The 22061-nt window shown below is 62.8% G+C and carries 19 protein-coding genes and 1 pseudogene; 15 read left to right on the top strand and 5 right to left on the bottom strand.

Translation table 11 applies throughout. From position 1 onward, the window contains the following. Positions 1-585 precede the first annotated feature (585 nt). The 6 genes from HDG32_RS19325 to HDG32_RS19300 all read left to right on the top strand — a co-directional run bounded on the left by HDG32_RS19325 (position 586) and on the right by HDG32_RS19300 (position 7028). The gene (locus HDG32_RS19325) at positions 586-1791 is read left to right on the top strand and encodes a cation:proton antiporter (protein WP_090802344.1); all 1206 of its coding nucleotides are present in this window, start codon (positions 586-588) and stop codon (positions 1789-1791) included. A gap of 87 nt (positions 1792-1878) precedes the next feature. Then, positions 1879-2994 (top strand): YbdK family carboxylate-amine ligase, encoded by a 1116-nt coding sequence (locus HDG32_RS19320; protein ID WP_184036839.1) that lies wholly within the window; start codon positions 1879-1881, stop codon positions 2992-2994. Between the two features lie 570 nt (positions 2995-3564). Beyond that, entirely contained in the window at positions 3565-4203 is a 639-nt protein-coding gene (locus tag HDG32_RS19315; RefSeq protein ID WP_184069881.1) for a MarR family winged helix-turn-helix transcriptional regulator, read from the top strand. 142 nt (positions 4204-4345) lie between these two features. Then, complete coding sequence (locus HDG32_RS19310) at positions 4346-5059, top strand: glutamine amidotransferase (protein WP_184069879.1); 714 nt, start codon at positions 4346-4348, stop codon at positions 5057-5059. Between the two features lie 109 nt (positions 5060-5168). Next, positions 5169-6281, top strand: coding sequence for an NADH:flavin oxidoreductase/NADH oxidase (locus tag HDG32_RS19305; protein WP_184069877.1), 1113 nt, complete (start codon positions 5169-5171; stop codon positions 6279-6281). 213 nt (positions 6282-6494) lie between these two features. After that, complete coding sequence (locus HDG32_RS19300; RefSeq protein ID WP_018418882.1) at positions 6495-7028, top strand: SET domain-containing protein; 534 nt, start codon at positions 6495-6497, stop codon at positions 7026-7028. An 83-nt stretch (positions 7029-7111) separates the two neighbouring features. Here HDG32_RS19300 and HDG32_RS19295 read toward each other — a convergent pair whose 3' ends face one another. Next, entirely contained in the window at positions 7112-8626 is a 1515-nt protein-coding gene (locus HDG32_RS19295) for a sensor histidine kinase (protein ID WP_184069875.1), read from the bottom strand. Between the two features lie 155 nt (positions 8627-8781). Further along, positions 8782-9468, bottom strand: a complete 687-nt coding sequence (locus HDG32_RS19290; protein ID WP_013090980.1) for a response regulator transcription factor — start codon at positions 9466-9468, stop codon at positions 8782-8784. A gap of 149 nt (positions 9469-9617) precedes the next feature. On the opposite strand from HDG32_RS19290, the gene HDG32_RS19285 reads away from it, so the two are divergent. Continuing rightward, on the top strand, positions 9618-9842 hold the full coding sequence (locus tag HDG32_RS19285; RefSeq protein ID WP_090802357.1) for a DUF3717 domain-containing protein: 225 nt from the start codon (positions 9618-9620) through the stop codon (positions 9840-9842). A 155-nt stretch (positions 9843-9997) separates the two neighbouring features. Here the strand turns inward: HDG32_RS19285 and phhA are convergent. Next, positions 9998-10576, bottom strand: a pseudogene (gene phhA / locus HDG32_RS19280) (phenylalanine 4-monooxygenase); the annotation flags it as partial. A 147-nt stretch (positions 10577-10723) separates the two neighbouring features. Here phhA and HDG32_RS19275 point away from each other — a divergent pair. Continuing rightward, positions 10724-11215, top strand: coding sequence for an Lrp/AsnC family transcriptional regulator (locus HDG32_RS19275; RefSeq protein WP_184069873.1), 492 nt, complete (start codon positions 10724-10726; stop codon positions 11213-11215). Between the two features lie 85 nt (positions 11216-11300). On the opposite strand, the gene HDG32_RS19270 is transcribed toward HDG32_RS19275, so the two are convergent. Beyond that, positions 11301-11837: a class IV adenylate cyclase gene (locus tag HDG32_RS19270; RefSeq protein WP_184036867.1), complete on the bottom strand. Its 537-nt coding sequence runs from the start codon at positions 11835-11837 to the stop codon at positions 11301-11303. 236 nt (positions 11838-12073) lie between these two features. Then, positions 12074-12973 (bottom strand): LysR family transcriptional regulator, encoded by a 900-nt coding sequence (locus HDG32_RS19265; protein WP_184069871.1) that lies wholly within the window; start codon positions 12971-12973, stop codon positions 12074-12076. Between the two features lie 145 nt (positions 12974-13118). Between HDG32_RS19265 and HDG32_RS19260 the strand changes: the two genes are divergently transcribed. The 7 genes from HDG32_RS19260 (at position 13119) to HDG32_RS19230 (ending at position 21684) form a co-directional block, all read left to right on the top strand. Further along, positions 13119-14672, top strand: a complete 1554-nt coding sequence (locus HDG32_RS19260) for a CoA-acylating methylmalonate-semialdehyde dehydrogenase (RefSeq protein WP_260336527.1) — start codon at positions 13119-13121, stop codon at positions 14670-14672. Positions 14673-14822: 150 nt separating this feature from the next. After that, positions 14823-16538, top strand: coding sequence for a GMC family oxidoreductase (locus HDG32_RS19255; RefSeq protein ID WP_184069869.1), 1716 nt, complete (start codon positions 14823-14825; stop codon positions 16536-16538). Between the two features lie 289 nt (positions 16539-16827). Continuing rightward, on the top strand, positions 16828-17607 hold the full coding sequence (locus tag HDG32_RS19250) for an ABC transporter ATP-binding protein (RefSeq protein WP_018418872.1): 780 nt from the start codon (positions 16828-16830) through the stop codon (positions 17605-17607). Beyond that, a complete protein-coding gene (locus tag HDG32_RS19245) occupies positions 17604-18362 on the top strand; it encodes an ABC transporter ATP-binding protein (protein ID WP_184036876.1) in 759 nt (252 codons plus the stop codon). The genes HDG32_RS19250 and HDG32_RS19245 overlap by 4 nt, the downstream gene beginning before the upstream one ends. Positions 18363-18424: 62 nt before the next feature. Continuing rightward, positions 18425-19639: an ABC transporter substrate-binding protein gene (locus HDG32_RS19240; RefSeq protein WP_184069867.1), complete on the top strand. Its 1215-nt coding sequence runs from the start codon at positions 18425-18427 to the stop codon at positions 19637-19639. Positions 19640-19828: 189 nt separating this feature from the next. Then, positions 19829-20713, top strand: coding sequence for a branched-chain amino acid ABC transporter permease (locus HDG32_RS19235; RefSeq protein WP_184069865.1), 885 nt, complete (start codon positions 19829-19831; stop codon positions 20711-20713). Then, a complete protein-coding gene (locus tag HDG32_RS19230; RefSeq protein ID WP_018418868.1) occupies positions 20713-21684 on the top strand; it encodes a branched-chain amino acid ABC transporter permease in 972 nt (323 codons plus the stop codon). The genes HDG32_RS19235 and HDG32_RS19230 overlap by 1 nt, the downstream gene beginning before the upstream one ends. Positions 21685-22061 lie beyond the last annotated feature (377 nt).

Here is a 22061-nt window from a genome sequence, read left to right as displayed (position 1 = left end):
GCCCCGCCTATCGGGCTAGCTGAGTTTCGTTCGAGTTCGCGTAAACCGGATCGCTCGACGCGCTGCGTTAACGACAAAACCGCGCATCGAAATCACCGACGCGACGGTAACGCCCGAGAGCGGATTCGCCGTTCGCGACGTGGTCGAAACTGATGCGATACCTCGAAAAAAGGTCGCTTTTTCCGTTCGCTGGGAAAATAACGTTCTTTTTTACCGTTTTGCCTGCGAGTTAACGTCTTTTCGGTTAACCCGGAAAAAGCTATGGCACAATCCCCGTTTTTCCGCGTCGTGCCACAGCAATGACGGCACGCGCAGCAATGGAACGGTGCCGGTCAAACAGAATCTGATTCACGGTCGACGGCGTTCCTTCAGCGTGCCTGTTGCTACTGCCGCATCCCGTGTATGTGCCCGACTCCGTGCGGTTCTTCGCGGCCCTGGCGCATGCCGATCATCCGATCATTGAAACCTCGCAACGCTGATTTCGCGAAGCGCTTGCGACAACGTGCGCTCCCCGTGCGCTCGTGACGGCGTGCGTGTGCGCCGGTTCGTGTCGTCTGCCGTTGCTGCCAAGGAGAACCCATTACGATGAATTCGGCGTTTTCGTTTTTGCCAGCGTGGCCGCTTTCGCCCGACGCCATTTTCTGGGCGGGTCTTGCATTGCTTGCCGCCGGTCTGTGCGGCGAGCTTTGCTATCGCGCGTGGCGTTTACCGCGCATTTCCGGCTATGCGGTGATCGGACTCGTGGCCGGCGCGGCAGGCTTTGGCGTGATCGATGCGGATTCTGCGAGCGCCGCGCGGCCGCTGCTCGACGTCGCGCTCGGCCTGTTGCTGTTCGAACTCGGCAGCCGGCTCGATCTGCGCTGGATCCGCCGCAATCCGTGGCTGATTCTGTCGAGCGTCGCCGAAGCCACGCTGACTTTCGTGCTGGTGCTGCCCGTGTTGCTGTTTCTGCACGTGCCGCTGATGGTCGCGACCGTACTCGCCGCGATCGCGATGGCGACATCGCCCGCGATGGTGATCCAGCTCAAAACCGAACTACGCGCGGAAGGCCAGGTCACGCAGCGTCTTCTGACCTTGACCGCGCTGAACAGCATGTACGCGGTCGTGATCGAAAAGCTCGTGTCGAGCTGGCTGCATCAGGAGGTTTACGGCAACGTGTTCGCGACCATCCTGCAGCCGTTGTACCTGCTGGTCGGCTCGCTCGTGCTCGCGTATCTGCTCGCGCGCACCTGCACGTTCTTCTATCGGCGCCTGAACATGCAGGACGAGCATTCGTTCGTGGCGCTGTTCGGTCTCGTGCTGCTCGCGATCGCGATCGCGCATCTGTTCAAGCTGTCGACGATTCTCGCGTTGCTCGCCGCGGGCATCATCGTGAAGAATCACGAAGTGCGTCCGCAGTTGTGGCCAGAGCATTTCGGCACCGCGGGCTGGCTGCTGACGGTGATCCTGTTCGTGCTGACGCTGACGTCGTTCGAATGGAAGCACATCGCGTTGGGCGGAGTCGCCGCGCTGGGTCTGATCGTTGCTCGCCTCGTCGCGAAGCTGGTCGGCGTGCTGGCGTTCGCGAAGCCGAGCGGGCTGAACTTGAAGCAGGGCATCGCGCTCGGCCTGTCCTTGTCACCGATGTCGGCGCTCGCGTATCTGCTCGTCGACGACACGTACAACCTGTATCCGAACTTCGATCCGCAGCTGCGCGCAATCGCTATGTGTTCGATTTTCGTGCTGCAGATTCTCGGGCCGTGGCTCGTCTATCGCAGCCTCGCGCTCGTCGCCGAGCGGCGCGAGGGGTAAGCGTGAAACGCGCATGGGCTGCCGTGCGCGTTTCACGAACCCGTCTTTCAATTCCTTCGCCTCAAACGACCTGACTCAGGGGACGCCATGTCACTCGAACCCTTCATCGACTCGAAACCGTTCACGTTCGGTATCGAGCTCGAAATGCAGATCGTCAATACGCACGACTATGATCTGACCAAAGCCGGCACGGATCTGCTGCGCCTCATCAAGGACGAAAAAATCCCCGGCAATATCACGCCGGAAATCACCGAAAGCATGATCGAGCTGTCGACCGGCATCTGCACGTCGCACGAACAGGCGGTCACCGATCTGCGCAAGATTCGCGACACGCTGGTGTCCGCGGCCGATCATCTGAACGTCGGTCTGTGCGGTGGCGGCACCCATGCTTTCCAGCAATGGAGCGAGCGGCAGATCGTCGATACGCCGCGCTTTCAGTATATTTCCGAGCTATACGGCTATCTCGCGAAGCAGTTCACCGTGTTCGGCCAGCACGTGCACATCGGTTGCCCGAATCCGAACAGCGCGCTGTATCTGCTGCATTCGATGTCGCGCTTCATCCCGCATTTCATTGCGTTGTCCGCGTCGTCGCCTTTCGTACAGGGCGTCGATACCGGATTTCATTCGGCACGTCTGAATTCCGTGTTCGCGTTTCCGCTGTCGGGCCGCGCGCCGTTCGTGCTGACGTGGGACAGCTTCGAGGAGTATTTCTCGAAGATGGTCCATACGGGCGTGGTCAACAGCATGAAGGATTTCTACTGGGATATCCGTCCGAAGCCGGGCTTCGGCACGATTGAGGTCCGGGTGATGGATACACCGTTTTCGGTGGATCGCGCCGCGGCGATCGCCTGCTACATCCAGACGCTCGCGCGTCATTTGTTGCTCGATAAGCCGATCATGCCGCAGGAAGACGACTATCTGGTCTACACGTTCAACCGTTTCGAAGCCTGCCGCTTCGGACTCGGTGGCACCTGCATCAATCCGCAAACCGGTGAACGCAAGACGATTTCCGAAGATATTCTGGAAACGCTCGAACAGATCGGACCGCATGCGGAAGCGCTCGGCTCGGTGAATGCGCTGGCCGAAGTCGGCGCGATCGCGCGCGGTCAGGTCAACGACGCGACGTGGCTGCGCAGTGTGTTTGCGCAGGAAAAGTCCTTGCACGAAGCGGTACGCCAGCAGTGTCTGCAATGGCGCGCCTAGTCGCGAAGACTTCATGAAACCGTTTGCGTGCGCCAGCTACGCGACGTTCCGACGAAACCCGCCGCGTGCGGGTTTTTTTTCGTAAGAAAATTTTTATGGTTTTTCGCGCGCGCAACCCTTCAGGTTTTTCGAAAGCTTACGTATACCAGCGTAGTAGTCGTAAGCAGGCGTTGCCAAAGGCTGTGGACAACTGAATAATTTCCTGCAAAGTCAATGCACTGGGGAAATGATAACTGGGCTCGTAAAACGGGCTCCGGCCACGCCTGGCAAGCGCAACCGAGGAAACGTTCAACACGCTGCAAGTGCTTGTTGCAAAACGGTACACAGGCTGTCCAAACGTTTTCCCCTGCTTATCCACAGCTCGCGTTGGATAAGTTAGCTGTACGATTAGCCGCTGTCGCATAGAATGTCGTTTTTCGCCGCCTTCGGCTTCCAAGACGGTGTATTTTTGAGATAGTACAAACGGTTTCATCCGCGGTTGGACGAAGCTACCCCACACACGCAACGGGTGTACTCCGGCAGGCAGCCGCCGGCATTGCACCAAAGCGGTAAATAAACGAATCGAAGATTATGAGCGAAGGCGTATACGGAGAACAGGCAGCCGGGCGAGTGACCCACAGCCTCTTGCGATTGAGCACGGCGATGCGAAGCCAGGCTTGGGAATGGGCGGAAGGCGCGGGCCTTACGCCGACCCAGGGCGAGATCCTCGTGCTGTTGATGCAACGTAAGGGGCCGATGCGTCTCGGCGAAATCGCGCGTGAAACGGCGCTGACTGCCGCGACCACCAGCGATGCGGTCAGCACGCTCGAGACCAAGGGCCTCGTCGAAAAGCGTCGCGCACTCGACGACGGTCGCGCGCTCGCGGTACGTCTGACCTCGCGTGGCCGCACTGCTGCCAAACGCGCCGCGCAATGGCCGGACTTCCTCTCGAAGGCGGTCGGTACGCTGCGCGAGGACGAGCAGTCCGTGTTCTATCGCACGCTGCTCAAGACCATCTATCAGCTCGAAGCGCAAGACACGATTCCGTCGCATCGTATGTGCCTGAGCTGCACGCATTTCCAGCCGAGCAAGAATCCGAAGAAGACGCCGCATCACTGCGCGCTGCTCGACCTGAACATGTTGGACACCGATGTGCGTCTCGACTGCTCCGTGCATGAAACGGCGGACGTCGCCACCCAGAAGAAGACCTGGAAGATCTTCGCCCAATAACCGGCGTCTTCCTGGGCAATCCGCTAACATGGCCTGGCCGGCGACGGCGGGCGGTATGCGCCGCCTGCTTGCCGGCTGGTGCCGTGCAAGGATAAAGTCGTTGGCGGCAGGTCGTTAGTCAACCTGAAGATAGGGCAGGCCGATGAATCGGGAAGTACTCGCCATCCGCCATGTGCACTTCGAGGATCTGGGCAGTCTCGAACTCGTGCTCGGCGAGCGCGGGCGTCCGGTCCGTTATCTCGATGTGGGCGTTGCCCGTATCGAGGCGCCCAATCCGGTTGCCGCGTCGCTGATGGTCGTGCTGGGCGGCCCCATCAGCGCTACCGACGACGCGCTGTACCCCACGCTCGCGCCGCTGCTGTCGTTGATCGAAAAACGCATCGCGGCCGGTCTGCCGACACTCGGTATCTGCCTTGGCGCACAACTGATCGCGCGGGCGCTCGGTGCGCGCGTCTACCCCGCGGCTCAGGCCGAACTCGGCTGGACGCCGCTCACGCTGACCGATGCCGGCCGCGCCTCGCCGCTGCGTCATCTCGATGGCGCTCATACCTCGATGCTGCATTGGCACGGCGACACCTTCGATCTGCCGGCCAACGCGACCCGTCTGGCATCGACCCCGGCTTGCGAGAATCAGGCCTTCGCATGGGGCGATCACGTACTGGGCTTGCAGTGTCATCCCGAGATCCGCACCGATCGGTTCGAACCTTGGCTGATAGGGAATGCGAACGAACTCTCGGGCCACGGCATCGACGCGCGTCAGTTGCGCGCCGACACCGGCCGATACGGTCCCGTGCTCGAAGCCGCCGCGTGCCGCATGTTCGGCGAATGGCTCGATCACGTCGAGACGCAAGCCTGAATGGCTAGCCGAATGGCGACGTAAGCGGCCAGCCAGGTGCCACGTTCATGCAGTAAACCGCGTGCGGTGCTATCCTCGATCGCTCTCGGGCTTTCACTGGGCGTAATCCATGAGCGCGCTTTTCTCTCCGCTCACGCTGCGTAGCGTGACGCTTCCCAATCGTATCGTCGTCTCCCCAATGTGCCAGTACTCCGCCGAACGCGGCGAAGCGACCGCATGGCACATGATTCACCTCGGCGGTCTCGCGCTGTCCGGCGCGGGCATGCTGTGCATCGAAGCAACCGCCGTCGAGCCGGACGGGCGCATCACCCCCGGCGATCTCGGCTTGTGGGACGACGCGACCGAAGAGGCGCTCGTGCCGGTGCTGGCCGCGATCCGCAAGCATTCGCACGTCTGCGTGACGATGCAACTGGCGCACGCGGGCCGCAAGGCATCGAGCCACGTGCCGTGGGAAGGCGGCCAGCTGATTTCGGTGTCGCAAGGCGGGTGGCTGCCGCATGCGCCGTCGGCGCTGCCGCACAAGCCGGGCGAGGAGCCGCCGCTCGCGCTCGATGTCGTCGGCCTGAACCGGATTCGCGAGGCGTTCGCCGCGTCCGCGCGGCGCGCCGCGCGTCTTGGCATCGATGCGCTCGAAGTGCATGCCGCCCATGGCTATCTGCTGCATCAGTTCCTGTCGCCGATCGCCAACCAGCGCACCGACGACTACGGCGGCTCGGTCGAAAACCGCATGCGTTTTCCGCTCGAAATCTTCGACATCGTGCGTGCCGCATTTCCTGCCGACAAACCGGTCGGCGTGCGCGTGTCGGCGACGGACTGGGTCGAAGGCGGCTGGACGCTCGAAGACACGATCGCGTTTGCACACGAGCTGGAAAAGCGCGGCTGCGACTGGATCGACGTGTCGTCGGGCGGTGTCTCGCCGCTGCAGCAAATTCCGCTCGAGCCGGGCTATCAGATTCCATTCGCGAAAGCGGTCAAGCACGCAACCGGTCTGACGACGATCGGCGTCGGACTCATCACTGATCCGCTGCACGCCGAGCAGCTGATCGAAACGGGCGATGCCGATCTGATCGCGCTGGCTCGCGCGCTGCTCTATAACCCGCGCTGGCCGTGGCACGCCGCCGCTAACCTCGGTGCGACCGTCGAAGCGCCGCCGCAGTACTGGCGTTCACAACCGCGTGAGCAGAAAGCGCTGTTCGGCGACATTTCGTTTGGTCAACGGTGACGCCCGTCGCACGTTGAACGAACGCATCGGCTGACGGTTGAAGGAAGCCGTGGACAACGTGTAGGATGCCGGTTGTGGCGCGGTGCGCGTCGCAAGTCGACGCGGCGCTTTCAGGGCGCCGCGTTTGCTATTCGCGTCAGAAAAAAGCCGCGCGCACGACGTGCCTGACGATTGCCAGATTTGATTCCCCAGTTCTTCACAAGGATTCATTCAATGAATTCACGCAGGATCGCCGTGCGCCGTTCGGGTGTGCACGGCAAAGGCGTGTTTGCTCTCGAACCGATCGCGGCCGGCGAGCGACTGATCGAATACAAGGGCGAGCGGATTACCTGGAAAGAAGCGTTGCGCCGCCATCCGCATAATCCGGCTGAACCGAATCACACGTTTTATTTCGCGCTGGATAACGGCAAGGTCATCGACGGCAAGGTGAACGGCAATAGCGCGCGCTGGATCAATCATTCATGCGCGCCGAACTGCGAAGCCGAGGAAATCGACGGACACGTGTACGTGCATGCGCTGCGCGATATCGCGGAGGGCGAGGAAGTCTTTTACGACTACGGCCTCGTGATCGACGCGCGTCAGACGAAAAAGCTGAAAAAGGAATACGAATGCCGCTGCGGCGCGCGCAAGTGCCGCGGCACGATGCTGGCGCCGCCGCAGAAGGGCAAGGGCGGCGGCAAGTCGGGTAAAGGCGCCGACAAGGGCGAAAAGTCGAGCAAATCGGCGAAGAAATCGAAGAAGAAATGAGCCGCGGGTCGGTGCGCGGCGGTAGCTGTCTGCGCTGATCGAAGCGCTGAGGCGAACGCCGCCGCGGCAGCCGGGCAAACCTTCTACAAATCGACCGGCGCCGAGTGCGCCGGTTTTTTCGTGGCGCGCCGTGCGTTGGCATCGTTGGCGGTGGCAGCGCCTGCGGACGCACCGGGCGGCAGCAACGGAATCCTCACGATAAAGCGTGCGCCGCCCTCCGGTGCGTCCTCGTAATGCACGCTGCCATGATGCAGCACCATGATGTCGTGGACGATCGCGAGGCCCAGACCTGCGCCGCTGTCGACGCCCGCCTCGGTCTGCCCGTCGCCGCGGAAGAATCGCTTGAACAAATCCGCCTGCTGCGAACGCGGCACGCCCGGCCCGTTGTCTTCGACGACGATCTCGGCCATGCGCAGATCGTCGATCAACGTCTGCGAAACTGTGACCGTGATACGCCCGCCGTCGACCCGCGAAGGCGGCACATACTTCAGCGAGTTATCGAGCAGATTCGCGATCACTTCATGGAGCAGCACAGGGTTGCCGCGCGCCATCAGCGGGTCATCGTTCGACGGATCGTCGAGGCGCTGGAAGCCGAGATCCACGTGTACCGGTAGCGCGCGCGGCACCCATTCGGCGCCGGTGTCGAACGCGAGCGCGGCCATGTCGACATTGACGAAGCGGGCCGCCTGTTCGCCCGGCTCGGCGCGCGCGAGCGACAGCAATTGATTCGAAAGCCGCACGGCGCGATCGGCCGCGGCGCGCAGTTCGCGCACGGCAGCGAGCGTCTGCTGCGGATCGCGTGCGACGACCGCCTGCTCCGCATGCAGCTTCACGGCGGTGAGCGGCGTGCGCAGCTGATGCGCGGCATCGGCGATGAATTTGCGTTGCGCGTCGAGGGCGGCTTTCAGACGATCGAGCAACGCGTTCAGCGCGCCCGTCAGCGGACGGATCTCGACCGGCACATAGGTTTCGTCGACCGGCTCGAGCGACGTGTGCGTTTGCCGGTTCAGCGAATCGGCGAGCGCGGTCAGCGGATTGAGCTGCTGATTGACGACGCGCCACACGATCACCCAGCCGGCTAGCAGCAGCAGCAACAACGGCATCATGATCGCGATGAGGAACTCGGCGGCGATGCGGAAGCGGTGATGCACGGGCTGACCGACTTCGACGACGATCGGATTACCGCTCGGCTGATCGACGCGCACCTGAGCGACCCGCACGGTCACGCCTTCGTGCTGCGTCTCGAACACGTACGCGTAATGCATGCGGCGCACGTTGGTGCCTTGCAGCGGCAGATTGTGATCGCCGGCGATTTCGGTGTCGCCGGTGCTGATCCGGTAGACCAGATGTTCGACCGGGTCGGAGAACATCGCCTGCGCGAGCGGTGGCACCGTGATCGGCGCTTCCGGTCCGGCAATCTGGATCTGTTTGGAGATCGCGGTCGCGAGGTCCGCGAGCGAACGGTCGACCACGTGCTGCGTGTACTGCCATGCGAGCCAGTAAGCGATCAGGCCGCTCATCAGCGCGAGCAGCGACAGGGGAGCAGCGAGGCGCCGCAGCAGCGTGCGGCGCAGACTATTGGCGGCCGGCTGGTGCATGATCGAACGCGCGGTGCGGTGGCAACTGAGGTAGTAATGGCGCGCGGCGCCTTGATACGGCCCGGGGCCCGGCACAAGGCGCCGCGGGCACAGCCGATGCGCGGCGCCGCTCCGGGGCCGTCAGGCCGCGACGCAATGCGCGGCCTTCACGACGATTATGCGGCCTGGCGAATTTCCTGCAACAGGTAGCCAAAGCCACGCACGGTGACGATTTCGACACGGCAGTTCTCGAGCTTCTTGCGCACGCGGTGCACGTAGACTTCGATCGCGGTATCGCCGAGGTCGCCGCCGAAGTGTGTCAGATGATCCTGTAGTTGCGCCTTGCTGACGACGCGGCCATGACGCAGCAGCAGCATTTCGAGCACCGCGAATTCGCGCGGCGACAGTTCGAGCGGTTTGTCGTCGTTGAAGATGCGGCGGTCGACGCCCGACAGCCGCACGCCGCCCAGCGACACTTCCGGACGCGGCATGTCACCGTGCGGACCGCTGCGGCGCATCACCGCGCGAATACGCGCTTCGAGCTCGGCCGGCTCGAACGGCTTCAGCATGTAGTCGTCCGCGCCCGAGTTCAGGCCTTGCACGCGGTCGTTCAGTTCGTCGCGCGCGGTCAGGATGATCACCGGCGTGTGACGGTTGCTCTGGCGGAAACGCGACAGCAGCGTCATGCCGTCGATGCCCGGCAGACCCAGATCGAGGATCACGAGTTCGTGGCGATTTTGCGTGAGGGCCTGCTCGGCAAAGATGCCGTCATGGACCATGTCGACGGTGAAGCCGGCTTGTTCGAGACTGCTTTGGATGCCGCGTGCGATGGGGCGGTCATCTTCGATCAGAAGGAGTCGCATGGATTTCGCTCAATTACAATGGGTTTAGGCGTTTGGGCAAGCGGTTCGCCGGGGCGCCTGCTACACAGCCAGCGTGCGAAGCGGCGGCAGACGCGCCACGAAGCAGCTGTCGAGCCGAATCGAAGCACCGTGCCAGCCATCACGAAGTCATGTCCGAGATCAGCATTCACGAACTGGAAGCCGCGATCAACTTCTGGCGCACCCGCTCACCTTCAAGCGGCGACGAACACGTTCTGTGCAAGGAGGCAAGCGCGCTCTCCAAACCGTATGCGCTGCTGATTGTACAGCGTCAGCAGTCGCTATCACTCGATCGTTTCGACCCGATTGCAAGGCAGGCCTGGGAAGCTTACGTTCAACTTAAGAATAGCCTGTAGAACTGAAGGTTTGCCTAGGGAATTGCCTGCATTGTCCTTTCATGGTCACCTGATTACGCGGCGAGTTATGCATAAACACGCATAAAGGCCCGTAATTATTTGTATTACATAGTAATCCCGTCGATGAATGCGGCAAGCGCGATGTCGCGTTCGGTCACGCCGTTCGGACTCGCGTCATCGCGGATCAGTCCGAACTCCACTGTGTACCAATAGAGCCGCGCGAGCAGCGGCAGCGCGCCCGCGTCATTGGCAGCGAGCGCGACGCGGCCGTACGCGTGCATGTAATCGGCGAACACCGGGTCGATCAACAACGGCACATGGCCGAACAGATCGTGAAAACAGTCGGGCTCCTGCAGGTAGTAGAGCTGGTCGGGGCGACGCATCCACCACGTGACCGGAAAGCGGCGATTCGCCAGATGCTCGAAAAATACCTGATCCGGTACGAGGCCAGGCACCGCGACGATGCGCCAGCCGGTTGCGGGCGTGAGCTTCGCGTTGATGTCTTCGAAGGACGGCACGCGCTCGGACGGCAGGCCGATGCGCTCGACGCCCGCGAGGAATTCATCGCAGGCACGGCCTTCGAGCAAGGCTGTTTGGCGCGCGTACAGTTGTCGCCAGACCGCATGGTCAACCGTGCCGTAGCGCGCAAGCGGCTGATCGATCGTGAAGTCGGCGCGGGTCTCGAGACCGGCGTCGAACTGTTCCTTGAGTTTGGCGGTGCTGGCGGTGGACATGGCGAGGCTGCTGCAAGACGAATTGCATGAAATCGGTGTATGCAAGTGTAGAGCGAAGCACGTGCGGAAGGGGCGCAAGTTTCGCGTATAAACGGGTTAATATGCAATAATCGTGTGTTAAATGGCAGATTAATGCGGGATATCACCATGCTTGAACTCGACCACTTCGATCTCGCGCTGCTCGACGTGCTGCAGCGCTTCGGCCGCGCCACGCATCAGCAGTTGGCGGAGCAGGTGCCGCTGTCGCCGTCGCAGATCGGGCGACGCCTGCAACGGCTGGAACAGGTCGGCGTGGTGGATGGCTATCGCGTCGTGCTGCGGCCCGAAAAGCTTGGGCTTGGCGTCACCGCTTTCACGAGCCTGAAGCTGAAGCATCACGGCGATTCGATCATCGAGCAGTTTCAGCACCAGATCGACTTGCTGCCCGAAGTGCTCGAATGTCACGCGGTCGTCGGCGATGCCGACTATCTGCTGCGCATCGTCGCGCCGGATCTGAATTACCTGTCGACCTTCGTGATGAAGAAGCTGATGCGCGTGCCGGGTGTCGATAGCGTGCGCTCGAATATCGTGCTGACCACGTTCAAGCGCAATGGGCCGTTGCCGCTCGGGCATCTGGCGCCGGGGGCGGCGACGGTTTGAGGGTTCGAAGCCGTTGCCGGCAGTGCCGACTGACAGGAAGAGGGAGCCGCGCATGCCTTGCCGCGGCCCTGGGGTGACGGGATCTCTATGCCGCCCGCTGCGGCTCGTCGTCGGCATTCAGCAGATCGACATACGCGACCGGCACCAGATCCGCTTCCGATACGCCAAGGCGCTTGAACATCGCTTGTGCTTCCGCGTGGCCGCCTTCTTCGTCGTCGTCCTGCGCGAGCACCACTTCGAGTTCGACGAAATCGCCGAGACCGTCGACGCGATCCAGATGAATCCGCGTGCGCCCGCTCAGATATACGTGCCGCTCTTTCGAGACGATGCCGCGCGTGGTCAGCGCGGTCGCGAGCAGCGCATGCATCGCTTCGGGATTCGTCACCGGACTGCGCGTGTAGTACGACGCCTTCGGGCCGTCGCGGTCGTCGCGCTGATAGAAGATCAGCTCGGCCGGCGTGCCGTCGTCGAACTGGCGCAGCTTCAGGCGGCCGCGCGGCACGTCGTAGAAAAAGTCCTGCTGGCGGAAGATCAGCGGCGCGTCCGTCGCGAGCTGTGCGGCGCGCTCGCGCAGTTGGTCGAAATGCTGGGCGCGGGCTTTGATTTCGATGTTGCGTGCCATGTCAGGCTCCTGTGGATGGGGGAAGTGACCGGCGGCTCCGGAGTTGCTGGTGTTGCCGGGCGGAGGCCGCCGGGAAGGACGAAGCCAGGCGGAACGGAAAGCTGCGAGGGCGCTGCGCGAGCGCAAACCGACAATCTAGCAAAAATTTCGTGACGGAGCGGTTTCAGCTCGGCGGACAAGTGGGAGAGGGCGGGCATTAGCGAGGCTCATATCGCAACGCGTCAGACCGTCCCCGCTCAAATCGCCCACTGCTGTTCGATCAGCTTCAACGCCGCCGCGATCGCTGGCTCGGCCTTGCGCTCGTCGAGCGTGATGAAGCTCAGCTGCGTCGGCACCGTTATGCCATCGACGATCGTCAGCGCGTGGGCATGCGCCTCGGCGATCGCGGTTGCGTCGCGCGCAAGCGTGAGACCGACGCCCGATTTGACCAGATCGAGCATCGACGGCTCCTGGTCCACCTCGGCCACCTTGACCGGCTTCACGCCGGCTTCGCCGAAACAGCGCGACAGCAGCCGGTTGTGCGCGGACGCCGGCGGCGTCCAGATCCACGGCAGCGCCGCGAGCGAGCGCCAGTCTCGCGCACCCTTCACGCGATCTTTCCAGCCCGCCGGCGCGAGCACGCGATACTGGAAATGCGTGAGCGTGACCGCGTGAAACGTGGTGCCGTCGCGCGTCTCGTCGTCGGCGGGCAGGCCAATGTAATAGCCGACGTCGAGCTCGCCCGCGCGAATCTGTTCGCGCACCCAGCCCGACATGCCGTGGCGCAGCGCGGTTTCGATCTGCGGCCAGGTCTCGACGAGCTGCTTCAGGAAACCGCCGAGGCGCAAAAACTCGGGGTCGAGAATGGTGCCGATGCGCAGGCGCCCGCGTACTTCCTGGCGCAGCGTCTGCGCCGCCCGCTGCACGTCGGCTGCCGCGCCGAGCGCGCGTTCGGCATGCGGCAGCAGCGCCTGGCCGTCGCGTGTCAGCGCGAGCCCGTGCGAATTCCGCGTGAACAGCGTCACGCCGAGCGTCTCCTGCAAGTGCTTGATTTGCAGGCTGACGGCAGGTTGGGTCAGATGCAGTTGCACCGCGGCACGCGTAAGGTTGCCCTCGCGTGCGACGGTGACGAAGGCCCTGAGGAGAGTCAGATCCATATGCTGATATTAGCGCGGCTTATGGCGCAGTTGAGCATTACTCATTGGATTTGTCGCTCGTAAGGGCCGTACGCTTGGTGTTCAGCACGCTTGTGCGCGCGGCATCGAGCGCGAAGCGGAAGATTTCACAGGAAAGAGGAACGAGATGAGCGAGACATATTCCGACGCAACCGCGCAGGACGAAGCCGCACGCAGCGCGGCGAGTGCACGCGCGCTGAGCCATTTCATTAACGGCAAGACGGTCGAAGGCACGAGCGGGCGCTTCGGCGACGTCTTCAATCCGGCGCTCGGCAGCGTCAGCGCGCGCGTGCCGTTCGCGAGCGTCGCCGAGGTGGACGCCGCGGTCGCTGCCGCCAAAGCCGCGTTTCCCGCCTGGAGCGAAACCGCGCCGATCAAACGCGCGCGGGTGCTGTTCAAGTTCAAGGAACTGCTCGACCGTCATCACGATGAGCTCGCGGAGCTGATCACGCGCGAACACGGCAAGGTGTTCTCCGACGCCAAGGGCGAGGTGATGCGCGGCATCGAGATCGTCGAATTCGCGTGCGGCATCCCGAATCTGCTGAAGACCGATTTCACCGATCAGATTGGCGGCGGCATCGACAACTGGAATCTGCGGCAGCCGCTGGGCGTGGTCGCGGGCATCACGCCGTTCAACTTCCCGATGATGGTGCCGTGCTGGATGTTCCCCGTCGCGCTCGCGTGCGGCAACACCTTCGTGCTGAAACCGTCCGAACGCGATCCGTCCGCGTCGAACCGGCTCGCCGAACTGCTGAAGGAAGCCGGCCTGCCGGACGGCGTGTTCAACGTCGTGCACGGCGACAAGGTCGCGGTCGACGCGCTGCTCGTGCATCCGGAAGTCAGTGCGCTGTCGTTCGTCGGCTCCACGCCGATCGCCGAATACATCTACACCGAAGGCACGAAGCGCGGCAAGCGCGTGCAGGCGTTGGGCGGTGCCAAGAATCACCTCGTCGTCATGCCCGACGCCGATCTCGACCAGGCCGTCGACGCCCTGATCGGCGCCGCCTACGGCTCGGCCGGCGAGCGCTGCATGGCGATTTCGGTGGCGGTCGCGGTGGGGCATATCGCCGATGAGCTGATCGAGCGTCTGACGCCGCGCGTGAATAGCCTGAAGATCCTCAACGGCATGGAAGCGGCGGCCGAGATGGGGCCGCTCGTCACCGGCGCGCATCGCGACAAGGTGCTCGGCTATATCGACGCTGGCGTCGCCGCGGGCGCGAAGCTCGTCGTCGATGGGCGCGGTCATCAGGTCGCGGGGCACGAGAAGGGTTTCTTCCTCGGCGGCACGCTGTTCGACGACGTGTTACCCGACATGAAGATCTACCGCGAGGAGATTTTCGGACCGGTGCTATGCGTCGTGCGCGTGCCCGACTTCGCCTCCGCAGTCGAACTGATCAACGCGAATCAGTTTGCGAACGGCGTGTCGCTGTTCACGTCCGACGGCGGCATTGCACGCGCGTTTTCCCGGCAGATCGAGATCGGCATGGTCGGCATCAACGTGCCGATTCCGGTGCCGATGGCCTGGCATTCGTTCGGCGGCTGGAAGAAGTCGCTGTTCGGCGATCATCATGCGTACGGCGAGGAAGGCGTGCGGTTTTACACGCGCTACAAGAGCATCATGCAGCGCTGGCCTGACAGCATCGCGAAGGGCGCCGAATTCACGATGCCGGTCGCCAAATAAGCTGGCGGCTTTGCGCGGCATCAAGTCGGCAAGCGCGCCAGGAAAACAATAAAAGCGCAATAAAAGCGCAATAAAAGCGCTTCGCGGCGCACGCGTGGAAGCGATCGAGCAGCCACGCATGCGCCGCAAAAATGCTTAGGAGGCTAAACGATGAGTCATACCGACAGTACGCCTCGCGCCGCACGGCGACTCGAAGGCGAGTTCGACTACGTCATCGTCGGCGCGGGTACCGCCGGCTGCGTGCTGGCGAACCGGCTCACCGAAGATCCCGACATCCACGTGCTGCTGCTCGAAGCCGGGGGGAAGGACGACTATCACTGGATTCACGTGCCGGTCGGCTACCTGTATTGCATCGGCAATCCGCGCACGGACTGGCTGTACAAGACCCAGGCCGAGCCGGGTCTGAACGGCCGCACGCTGTCGTATCCGCGTGGGCGTGTGCTCGGCGGCAGTTCGTCGATCAACGGCATGATCTACATGCGCGGTCAGCGGGAAGACTACGACGAGTGGGCGCGTGTGACGAACGACAGGAGGTGGTCCTGGAACGCGGTGCTGCCGGTCTTCAGGCGCAGCGAGGATCACCACGGCGGCGCCAACGAAGCGCACGGCGCGGGCGGACCGTGGCGCGTCGAGAAGCAGCGCCTCAAATGGAAGATTCTCGAAGAGTTCGCGCAAGCCGCGCAGCAAACCGGCATCCCCGCCACCGACGATTTCAATCGCGGCGATAACACCGGTGTTGGCTACTTCGACGTCAACCAGAAGCGTGGCATTCGCTGGAATGCGTCGAAGGCGTTTTTGCGGCCCGCGTTGAAGCGGGAGAACCTCACTGTCATCACCGGTGCCCACACGCAGCGTGTCGTGTTCGATGGCCGCCGCTGCACCGGAGTCGAATATCGTGGCGGCGAGGTCGACTATCTCGCCAAAGCGCGTTGCGAAGTGATCCTTTCCGCCGGCGCGGTCAACTCGCCGCAACTGCTCGAATTGTCCGGTGTCGGCAATGGCGCGCGTCTGCAGAATCTCGGCATCGAGGTCGTTCAGGATCTGCGCGGTGTCGGTGAAAATCTGCAGGACCATCTGCAACTGCGCATGGCGTATCAGGTGCAGGGCGTGCGCACGCTGAATACGATGTCCGCGCACTGGTGGGGCAAGCTGATGATCGGCATGCGGTACGCGTTGTTTCAGAGCGGACCGATGTCGATGTCGCCGTCGCAACTCGGCGCGTTCGCGAAGTCCGACGCCGACGATCGCTCGCTGTCGCGACCCGATCTCGAGTATCACGTGCAGCCCTTGTCGCTTGATCGCTTCGGGGAACCGCTGCATCGCTTCAATGCGTTCACGGCTTCGGTGTGTCAGCTGCGCCCCACGTCGCGCGGCAGCATTCATATTGCGTCGGCCGATGCTTGCGCGCCACCGTTGATCGCGCCGAACTATCTGTCGACCGACTACGACCGCCACGTCGCCGCGAACGCGCTACGTCTGACGCGTCGCATCGTCGCGGCGCCCGCGCTCGCGCGCTATCAGCCGCGGGAGATCCTGCCGGGCCTCCAGTATCAAAGTGAAGAAGAATTGCAGCAGGCCGCGGGTGCGGTCGGCACGACGATCTTCCATCCGGTCGGCACCTGCCGCATGGGCACGACCGACGATCCCGCCGCGGTCGTCGACAACCGGCTACGAGTTATCGGAGTCGAGGGCTTGCGTGTCGTCGATGCGTCGGTGATGCCCAACATCACGTCAGGTAACACCAATTCGCCGACGCTGATGATCGCCGAGCGCGCCGGCGACATGATCCGCGAGGATCGTCGCGCGCGCGTGAGCGGCAGCATGGCCGCGCATACCGGTGTTGCCGCGTCGATGTCAGTTGTGTGACATGACTCGGTGAGCGCATCGGTCAGGTTTTTCGCCGCGTACGTGAAGCTTGTGAACCGCGCGTCACATATGCACGGCGCGGGCCTCGTTCCCTAAGTGCAAATCCCAATGATTGCGCTGCATCATTGGCGCGACAATGGCAGCCATGCTGCGTGCCACGCCATGGATTACCGTTCGGATTGGTGCAGCACGCCAAGGAGCGGCAAGGGGTGCCGCAAAAACAACAAGTCGCGCAGAGCTTCGCGCGGAAAGATCGTAGTGCTTCGCCTTACTCCGTATGGAAGGGAACATGATTCTCGGCGATACGATTCTCGAAACGCGCGGCCTCACCCGCGAGTTCAAAGGCTTTGTCGCCGTGAACGGCGTGAACCTGCGCGTGCGCCGTGGCTCGATCCATGCGCTGATCGGCCCCAATGGAGCGGGCAAGACCACCTGCTTCAATCTGCTCACCAAATTTCTCGAACCCACTGCGGGCCAGATCGTTTTCAACGGTGTCGATATCACCGGCGAACGGCCAGCTCAGATCGCGCGGCGCGGCATCATCCGTTCGTTCCAGATTTCCGCGGTATTTCCGCATCTGACGGCATTGCAGAACGTGCGCATCGGGTTGCAGCGCTCGCTCGGCACCGCGTTTCACTTCTGGAAGAGCGAGCGTACGTTGCGCCGTCTGAACGATCGCGCGATGGATCTGCTGACCCAGGTCGGCCTGACCGATTTCGCCGATGTGTTGACGGTCGAGCTCGCCTACGGCCGCAAGCGCGCGCTCGAAATCGCGACCACGCTCGCGATGGAGCCGGAACTGATGCTTCTCGACGAGCCCACGCAAGGCATGGGTCATGAGGACGTCGATCGCGTGACCGCGCTGATCAAGAAAGTGTCGGCCGGACGCACGATCCTGATGGTCGAACACAATATGAATGTGATCGCCGGTATCTCCGACACGATCACCGTGCTGCAACGGGGTGAAGTGCTCGCCGAGGGCAGCTACGCGGAAGTGTCGAAGAATCCGCTCGTGATGCAAGCCTACATGGGCAGCGCCGACGCGGCGCTCGCCGGAGCCCACGCATGAATACGACGGTCGAGCGCGAAGGCCTCGAAGCGAACGAAACGAAAAGCGGCGCACCCGCGCTGGAAATCGCGGGACTGCAAGCCTGGTACGGGGAATCCCACATTCTGCACGGCGTCGATCTGTCGGTCGGCCGCGGCGAGGTCGTGACGCTGCTCGGACGCAATGGCGCGGGCCGCACCACGACGCTACGCGCGATCATGGGCCTCACGGGTCGCCGTACCGGCTCGATCCGTATCGACGGACGCGAAACCGTCGGCTTGCCCACGCATCGCATCGCGCATTGCGGCATCGGCTATTGCCCGGAAGAACGCGGCATTTTCTCGAGCCTGTCGTGCGAGGAAAATCTGCTGCTGCCGCCGCCCGTCGGCGACAAGGCGCGCATGATGTCGCTCGAGGAAATCTACGCGATGTTCCCGAATCTGCACGAGCGGCGCATGAGTCAGGGCACGCGGCTCTCGGGCGGCGAACAACAGATGCTCGCGGTCGCGCGGATTCTGCGCACCGGCGCGAATCTGCTGCTGCTCGACGAAATCTCGGAAGGGCTCGCGCCCGTGATCGTGCAGGCGCTCGCGCGCATGATCGTTACGCTGAAGGCGCGCGGCTACACGATCGTGATGGTTGAGCAGAACTTCCGCTTCGCCGCGCCGCTCGCGGATCGTTTTTATGTGATGGAGCACGGCATGATCGTCGAGCATTTCGGGGCTAGCGAGCTCGAAGGCAAGATGCCGGTGCTGCACGATTTACTGGGCGTATAGACACGGACACACGCGCGCCCGACTGCCTCTGATAACCACAAGCGAAGAACCAGGAGACATGCATGAAAAAGAACCCACTCGCGCGAATTGCCTCACTCTGTTTTGCAGTCGCCGCCGGCACCGCACTGACGCTGGGCAGCGCGCAAGCGGCCGACGATGCCGTGAAGATCGGCTTCATCACGGACATGTCGGGGCTGTACGCGGATATCGACGGGCAGGGCGGTCTTGAAGCGATCCGGATGGCGGTCGCCGACTTCGGCGGCAAGGTCAACGGCAAGCCGATCACGGTGCTGTACGCGGATCACCAGAACAAGGCGGACATCGCGGCATCGCGCGCTCGTGAGTGGTTCGACCGCGACGGCGTGGACATGGTGATCGGCGGCACGAACTCGGCGACCGCGCTGTCGACTAACACCGTCGCGGGCGAGAAGCACAAGGTCTATATCAACGTCGGCGCCGGCGCCGATACGTTGACCAACGAGCAATGCACGCCGTACACGATCCACTACGCATACGACACGACCGCACTCGCGAACGGCACGGGCTCGGCCGTGACGAAGCAGGGCGGCAAGACCTGGTACTTCCTGACGGCAGACTACGCATTCGGCAAGGCGCTCGAAAAAGCGACCGCGGAGGTCGTGAAGGCGAACGGCGGCCAGGTGCTCGGCGAGGTGCGTCATCCGCTGTCGGCGTCGGACTTCTCGTCGTTCCTGCTGCAGGCGCAGGCGTCGAAGGCACAGATCCTCGGCCTCGCGAACGCGGGCGGCGACACGATCAACGCGATCAAGGCCGCGAAGGAATTCGGCATCACCAAGACGATGAAGCTCGCCGCGCTGCTGATGTTCATCAACGACGTGCACAGCCTCGGTCTCGAAACGACGCAAGGTCTCGTGTTGACCGACAGCTGGTACTGGAACAAGGACGCCGACACGCGTAAGTGGTCGCAGCGCTACTTCGACAAGATGAAGAAGATGCCGTCGAGCCTGCAGGCTGCCGACTACTCGGCGGCGATGAACTATCTGAAGGCGGTGCAGGCGGTGGGCTCGACCGATCCGGACAAGGTGATGGCGCAGTTGCGCAAGACGAAGATCGACGACTTCTACGCGAAGGGCTACATCCGTCAGGACGGCAGCATGATCCACGACATGTACCTGATGCAGGTGAAGACGCCGGCGGAATCGAAGGAGCCGTGGGATTACTACAAGATCACTGCGACGATTCCGGGCGATCAGGCCTTCACGACCAAGGCGCAGACCCGCTGCGCGCTGTGGAAGTAAGCGCGGGCGCAGTAAGCGGTCGAGGACCGCGCAGACCTGAGAGAACCGCCGGCGCTGCAGAGGCACGCGCTGGCGGATGACCGTTTCAGATGCCGCACGCGATGGGCAGCGTCGCCGCTCGTCGCGTGCCGGCCGGATCGTGCGTGACCGATCTCACCTTGACGATGGCTTGAAGGGCTAAGGGCTTCAATGGACATCTTTGGCGTTCCGCTACCGGCGATGCTGAGCCAGCTTCTGCTCGGGCTCGTGAACGGCTCGTTCTACGCGATTCTGAGCCTCGGGCTGGCGATTATTTTCGGCCTGCTCAACGTGATCAACTTCGCGCATGGCGCGCTGTTCATGCTCGGGGCGATGCTCGCGTGGATGGGGCTGGCGTATTTCAATCTGCCGTACTGGGTGATGCTCGTGCTCGCGCCGCTGATCGTCGGGCTGGTCGGCGTCGCGATCGAGCGCTCGATGCTGCGCTGGCTTTACAAGCTCGATCATCTGTATGGCCTGTTGCTGACGTTTGGCCTCACACTCGTGATCGAGGGCGTGTTCCATTCGATCTACGGCTCGTCGGGCCAGCCGTACGATGTGCCGTCGGCGCTGTCGGGCGCGACCAACCTCGGCTTCATGTATCTGCCGAACTATCGCGCATGGGTGGTGGTCGCGTCGCTGGTCGTGTGCTTTGCGACCTGGTTCGTGATCGAGAAGACGCGGCTTGGCGCGTATCTGCGCGCGGGCACCGAAAACCCGAAGCTTGTCGAGGCGTTCGGCGTCAACGTGCCGCTGATGATCACGCTGACCTACGGCTTCGGCGTCGCGCTCGCGGCGTTTGCCGGCGTGCTCGCCGCGCCGGTGATTCAGGTCTCGCCCCTGATGGGCCAGTCGATGATCATCACCGTGTTCGCGGTGGTCGTGATCGGCGGCATGGGCTCGATCATGGGCTCGATCCTGACCGGCCTGATGCTCGGCGTAGTCGAAGGACTCACGCGTGTGTTCTACCCCGAGGCGTCGGCGACCGTCGTCTTCGTGATCATGGCGCTCGTGTTGCTCGTGCGTCCGGCGGGTCTTTTCGGCAGGGAAAAATGATGCAGAGAAAGGTGCTCTACGGTCTGCTGCTGATCGTGCTGCTCGCGGTGCCGGTGCTCGGCATCTATCCGCTCTTCGTGATGAAGGTGCTGTGCTTCGCGCTGTTCGCGGCCGCCTTCAATCTGCTGATCGGCTATACGGGCTTGCTGTCCTTTGGTCATGCGATGTTTCTCGCGTCGGCCGGTTACGTGACCGGCTATGCGATGCAGACGCTCGGCTTTTCGCCGGAGCTCGGCGTGCTGAGCGGCACCGCGGCGGCGACGCTGCTTGGGCTCGTCGTCGGCTTCTTCGCGATTCGCCGTCAGGGTATCTACTTCGCGATGGTGACGCTCGCGCTCGCGCAGATGGTCTACTTCGTGTTCCTGCAGGCGCCGTTCACGCACGGGGAAGACGGTCTGCAAGGCGTGCCGCGCGGCAAGCTGTTCGGCGTGCTCGATCTCTCTTCGGACGTCGCGCTATATTTCGTCGTGCTCGCGGTGATCGTCGCGGCTTTCCTGCTGATCGTGCGGATCGTGCATTCGCCGTTCGGGCAGGTGCTCGTCGCGATCAAGGAAAACGAGCCGCGCGCGGTGTCGCTCGGCTACGACACCGACCGTTTCAAGCTGCTCGCATTCATTCTGTCGGCCGGCATTGCGGGTCTCGCGGGTTCGCTGAAGGTGCTGGTGCAAGGCTTCGAAACGCTGAGCGATGCCTATTGGACGATGTCCGGCCTCGTGATCCTGATGACGCTGGTGGGCGGCATGGGCACGCTGTTCGGGCCGTTGCTCGGCGCCGCGTTGATCGTGTCGCTCGAAGACAGGCTCGGCGATATCGGCGCGGCACTTGCGTCGATGACCGGCATCGACTGGTTCCGCTCGCTCGGCGAATCGGTGACGATCGTCACCGGGCTGATTTTCATCGCGTGTGTGCTGGCGTTCCGGCGCGGCATAGTCGGTGAGATCGTCGCGCGAGTGCGACCGTTGCGGGCTTGAGAGTGGCTGTTTGATCCCGCCCGCGTGGTCGCTCGCTTGATGCAGTGCGATACGAAATTGCTTCGACGTCCGATCTAATTGCGGCTCGTGCTGAAGGTCCGCTGGATCAGGGACTCGGGCGAACCTGTGGCAAACCGTGCGACGAAAAGCGCCCTACGCGCCCCAATCCGGTGCCGCAGTGCACCACTAGGGTAATTGCTAGTTGTGACTGCTGGGGTGGTCGTTTAATCTTCATGCAGTTCTGATGCACCACGAATTTGCCGGTGGAGAACGAGGAGACAAGTGAGGCACTCAGTGCCCAGAAGAAAGCGCTGTTGGATTGATATCCAACAGCGCTTTTTTATTGGTGTTTATCGAATTTTTTGACGCGATCTCCC

This window comes from Paraburkholderia sp. CI2 (assembly GCF_014201055.1).
Lineage (GTDB): Bacteria > Pseudomonadota > Gammaproteobacteria > Burkholderiales > Burkholderiaceae > Paraburkholderia > Paraburkholderia tuberum.
This window is presented reverse-complemented; position numbering and strand designations above follow the sequence as displayed.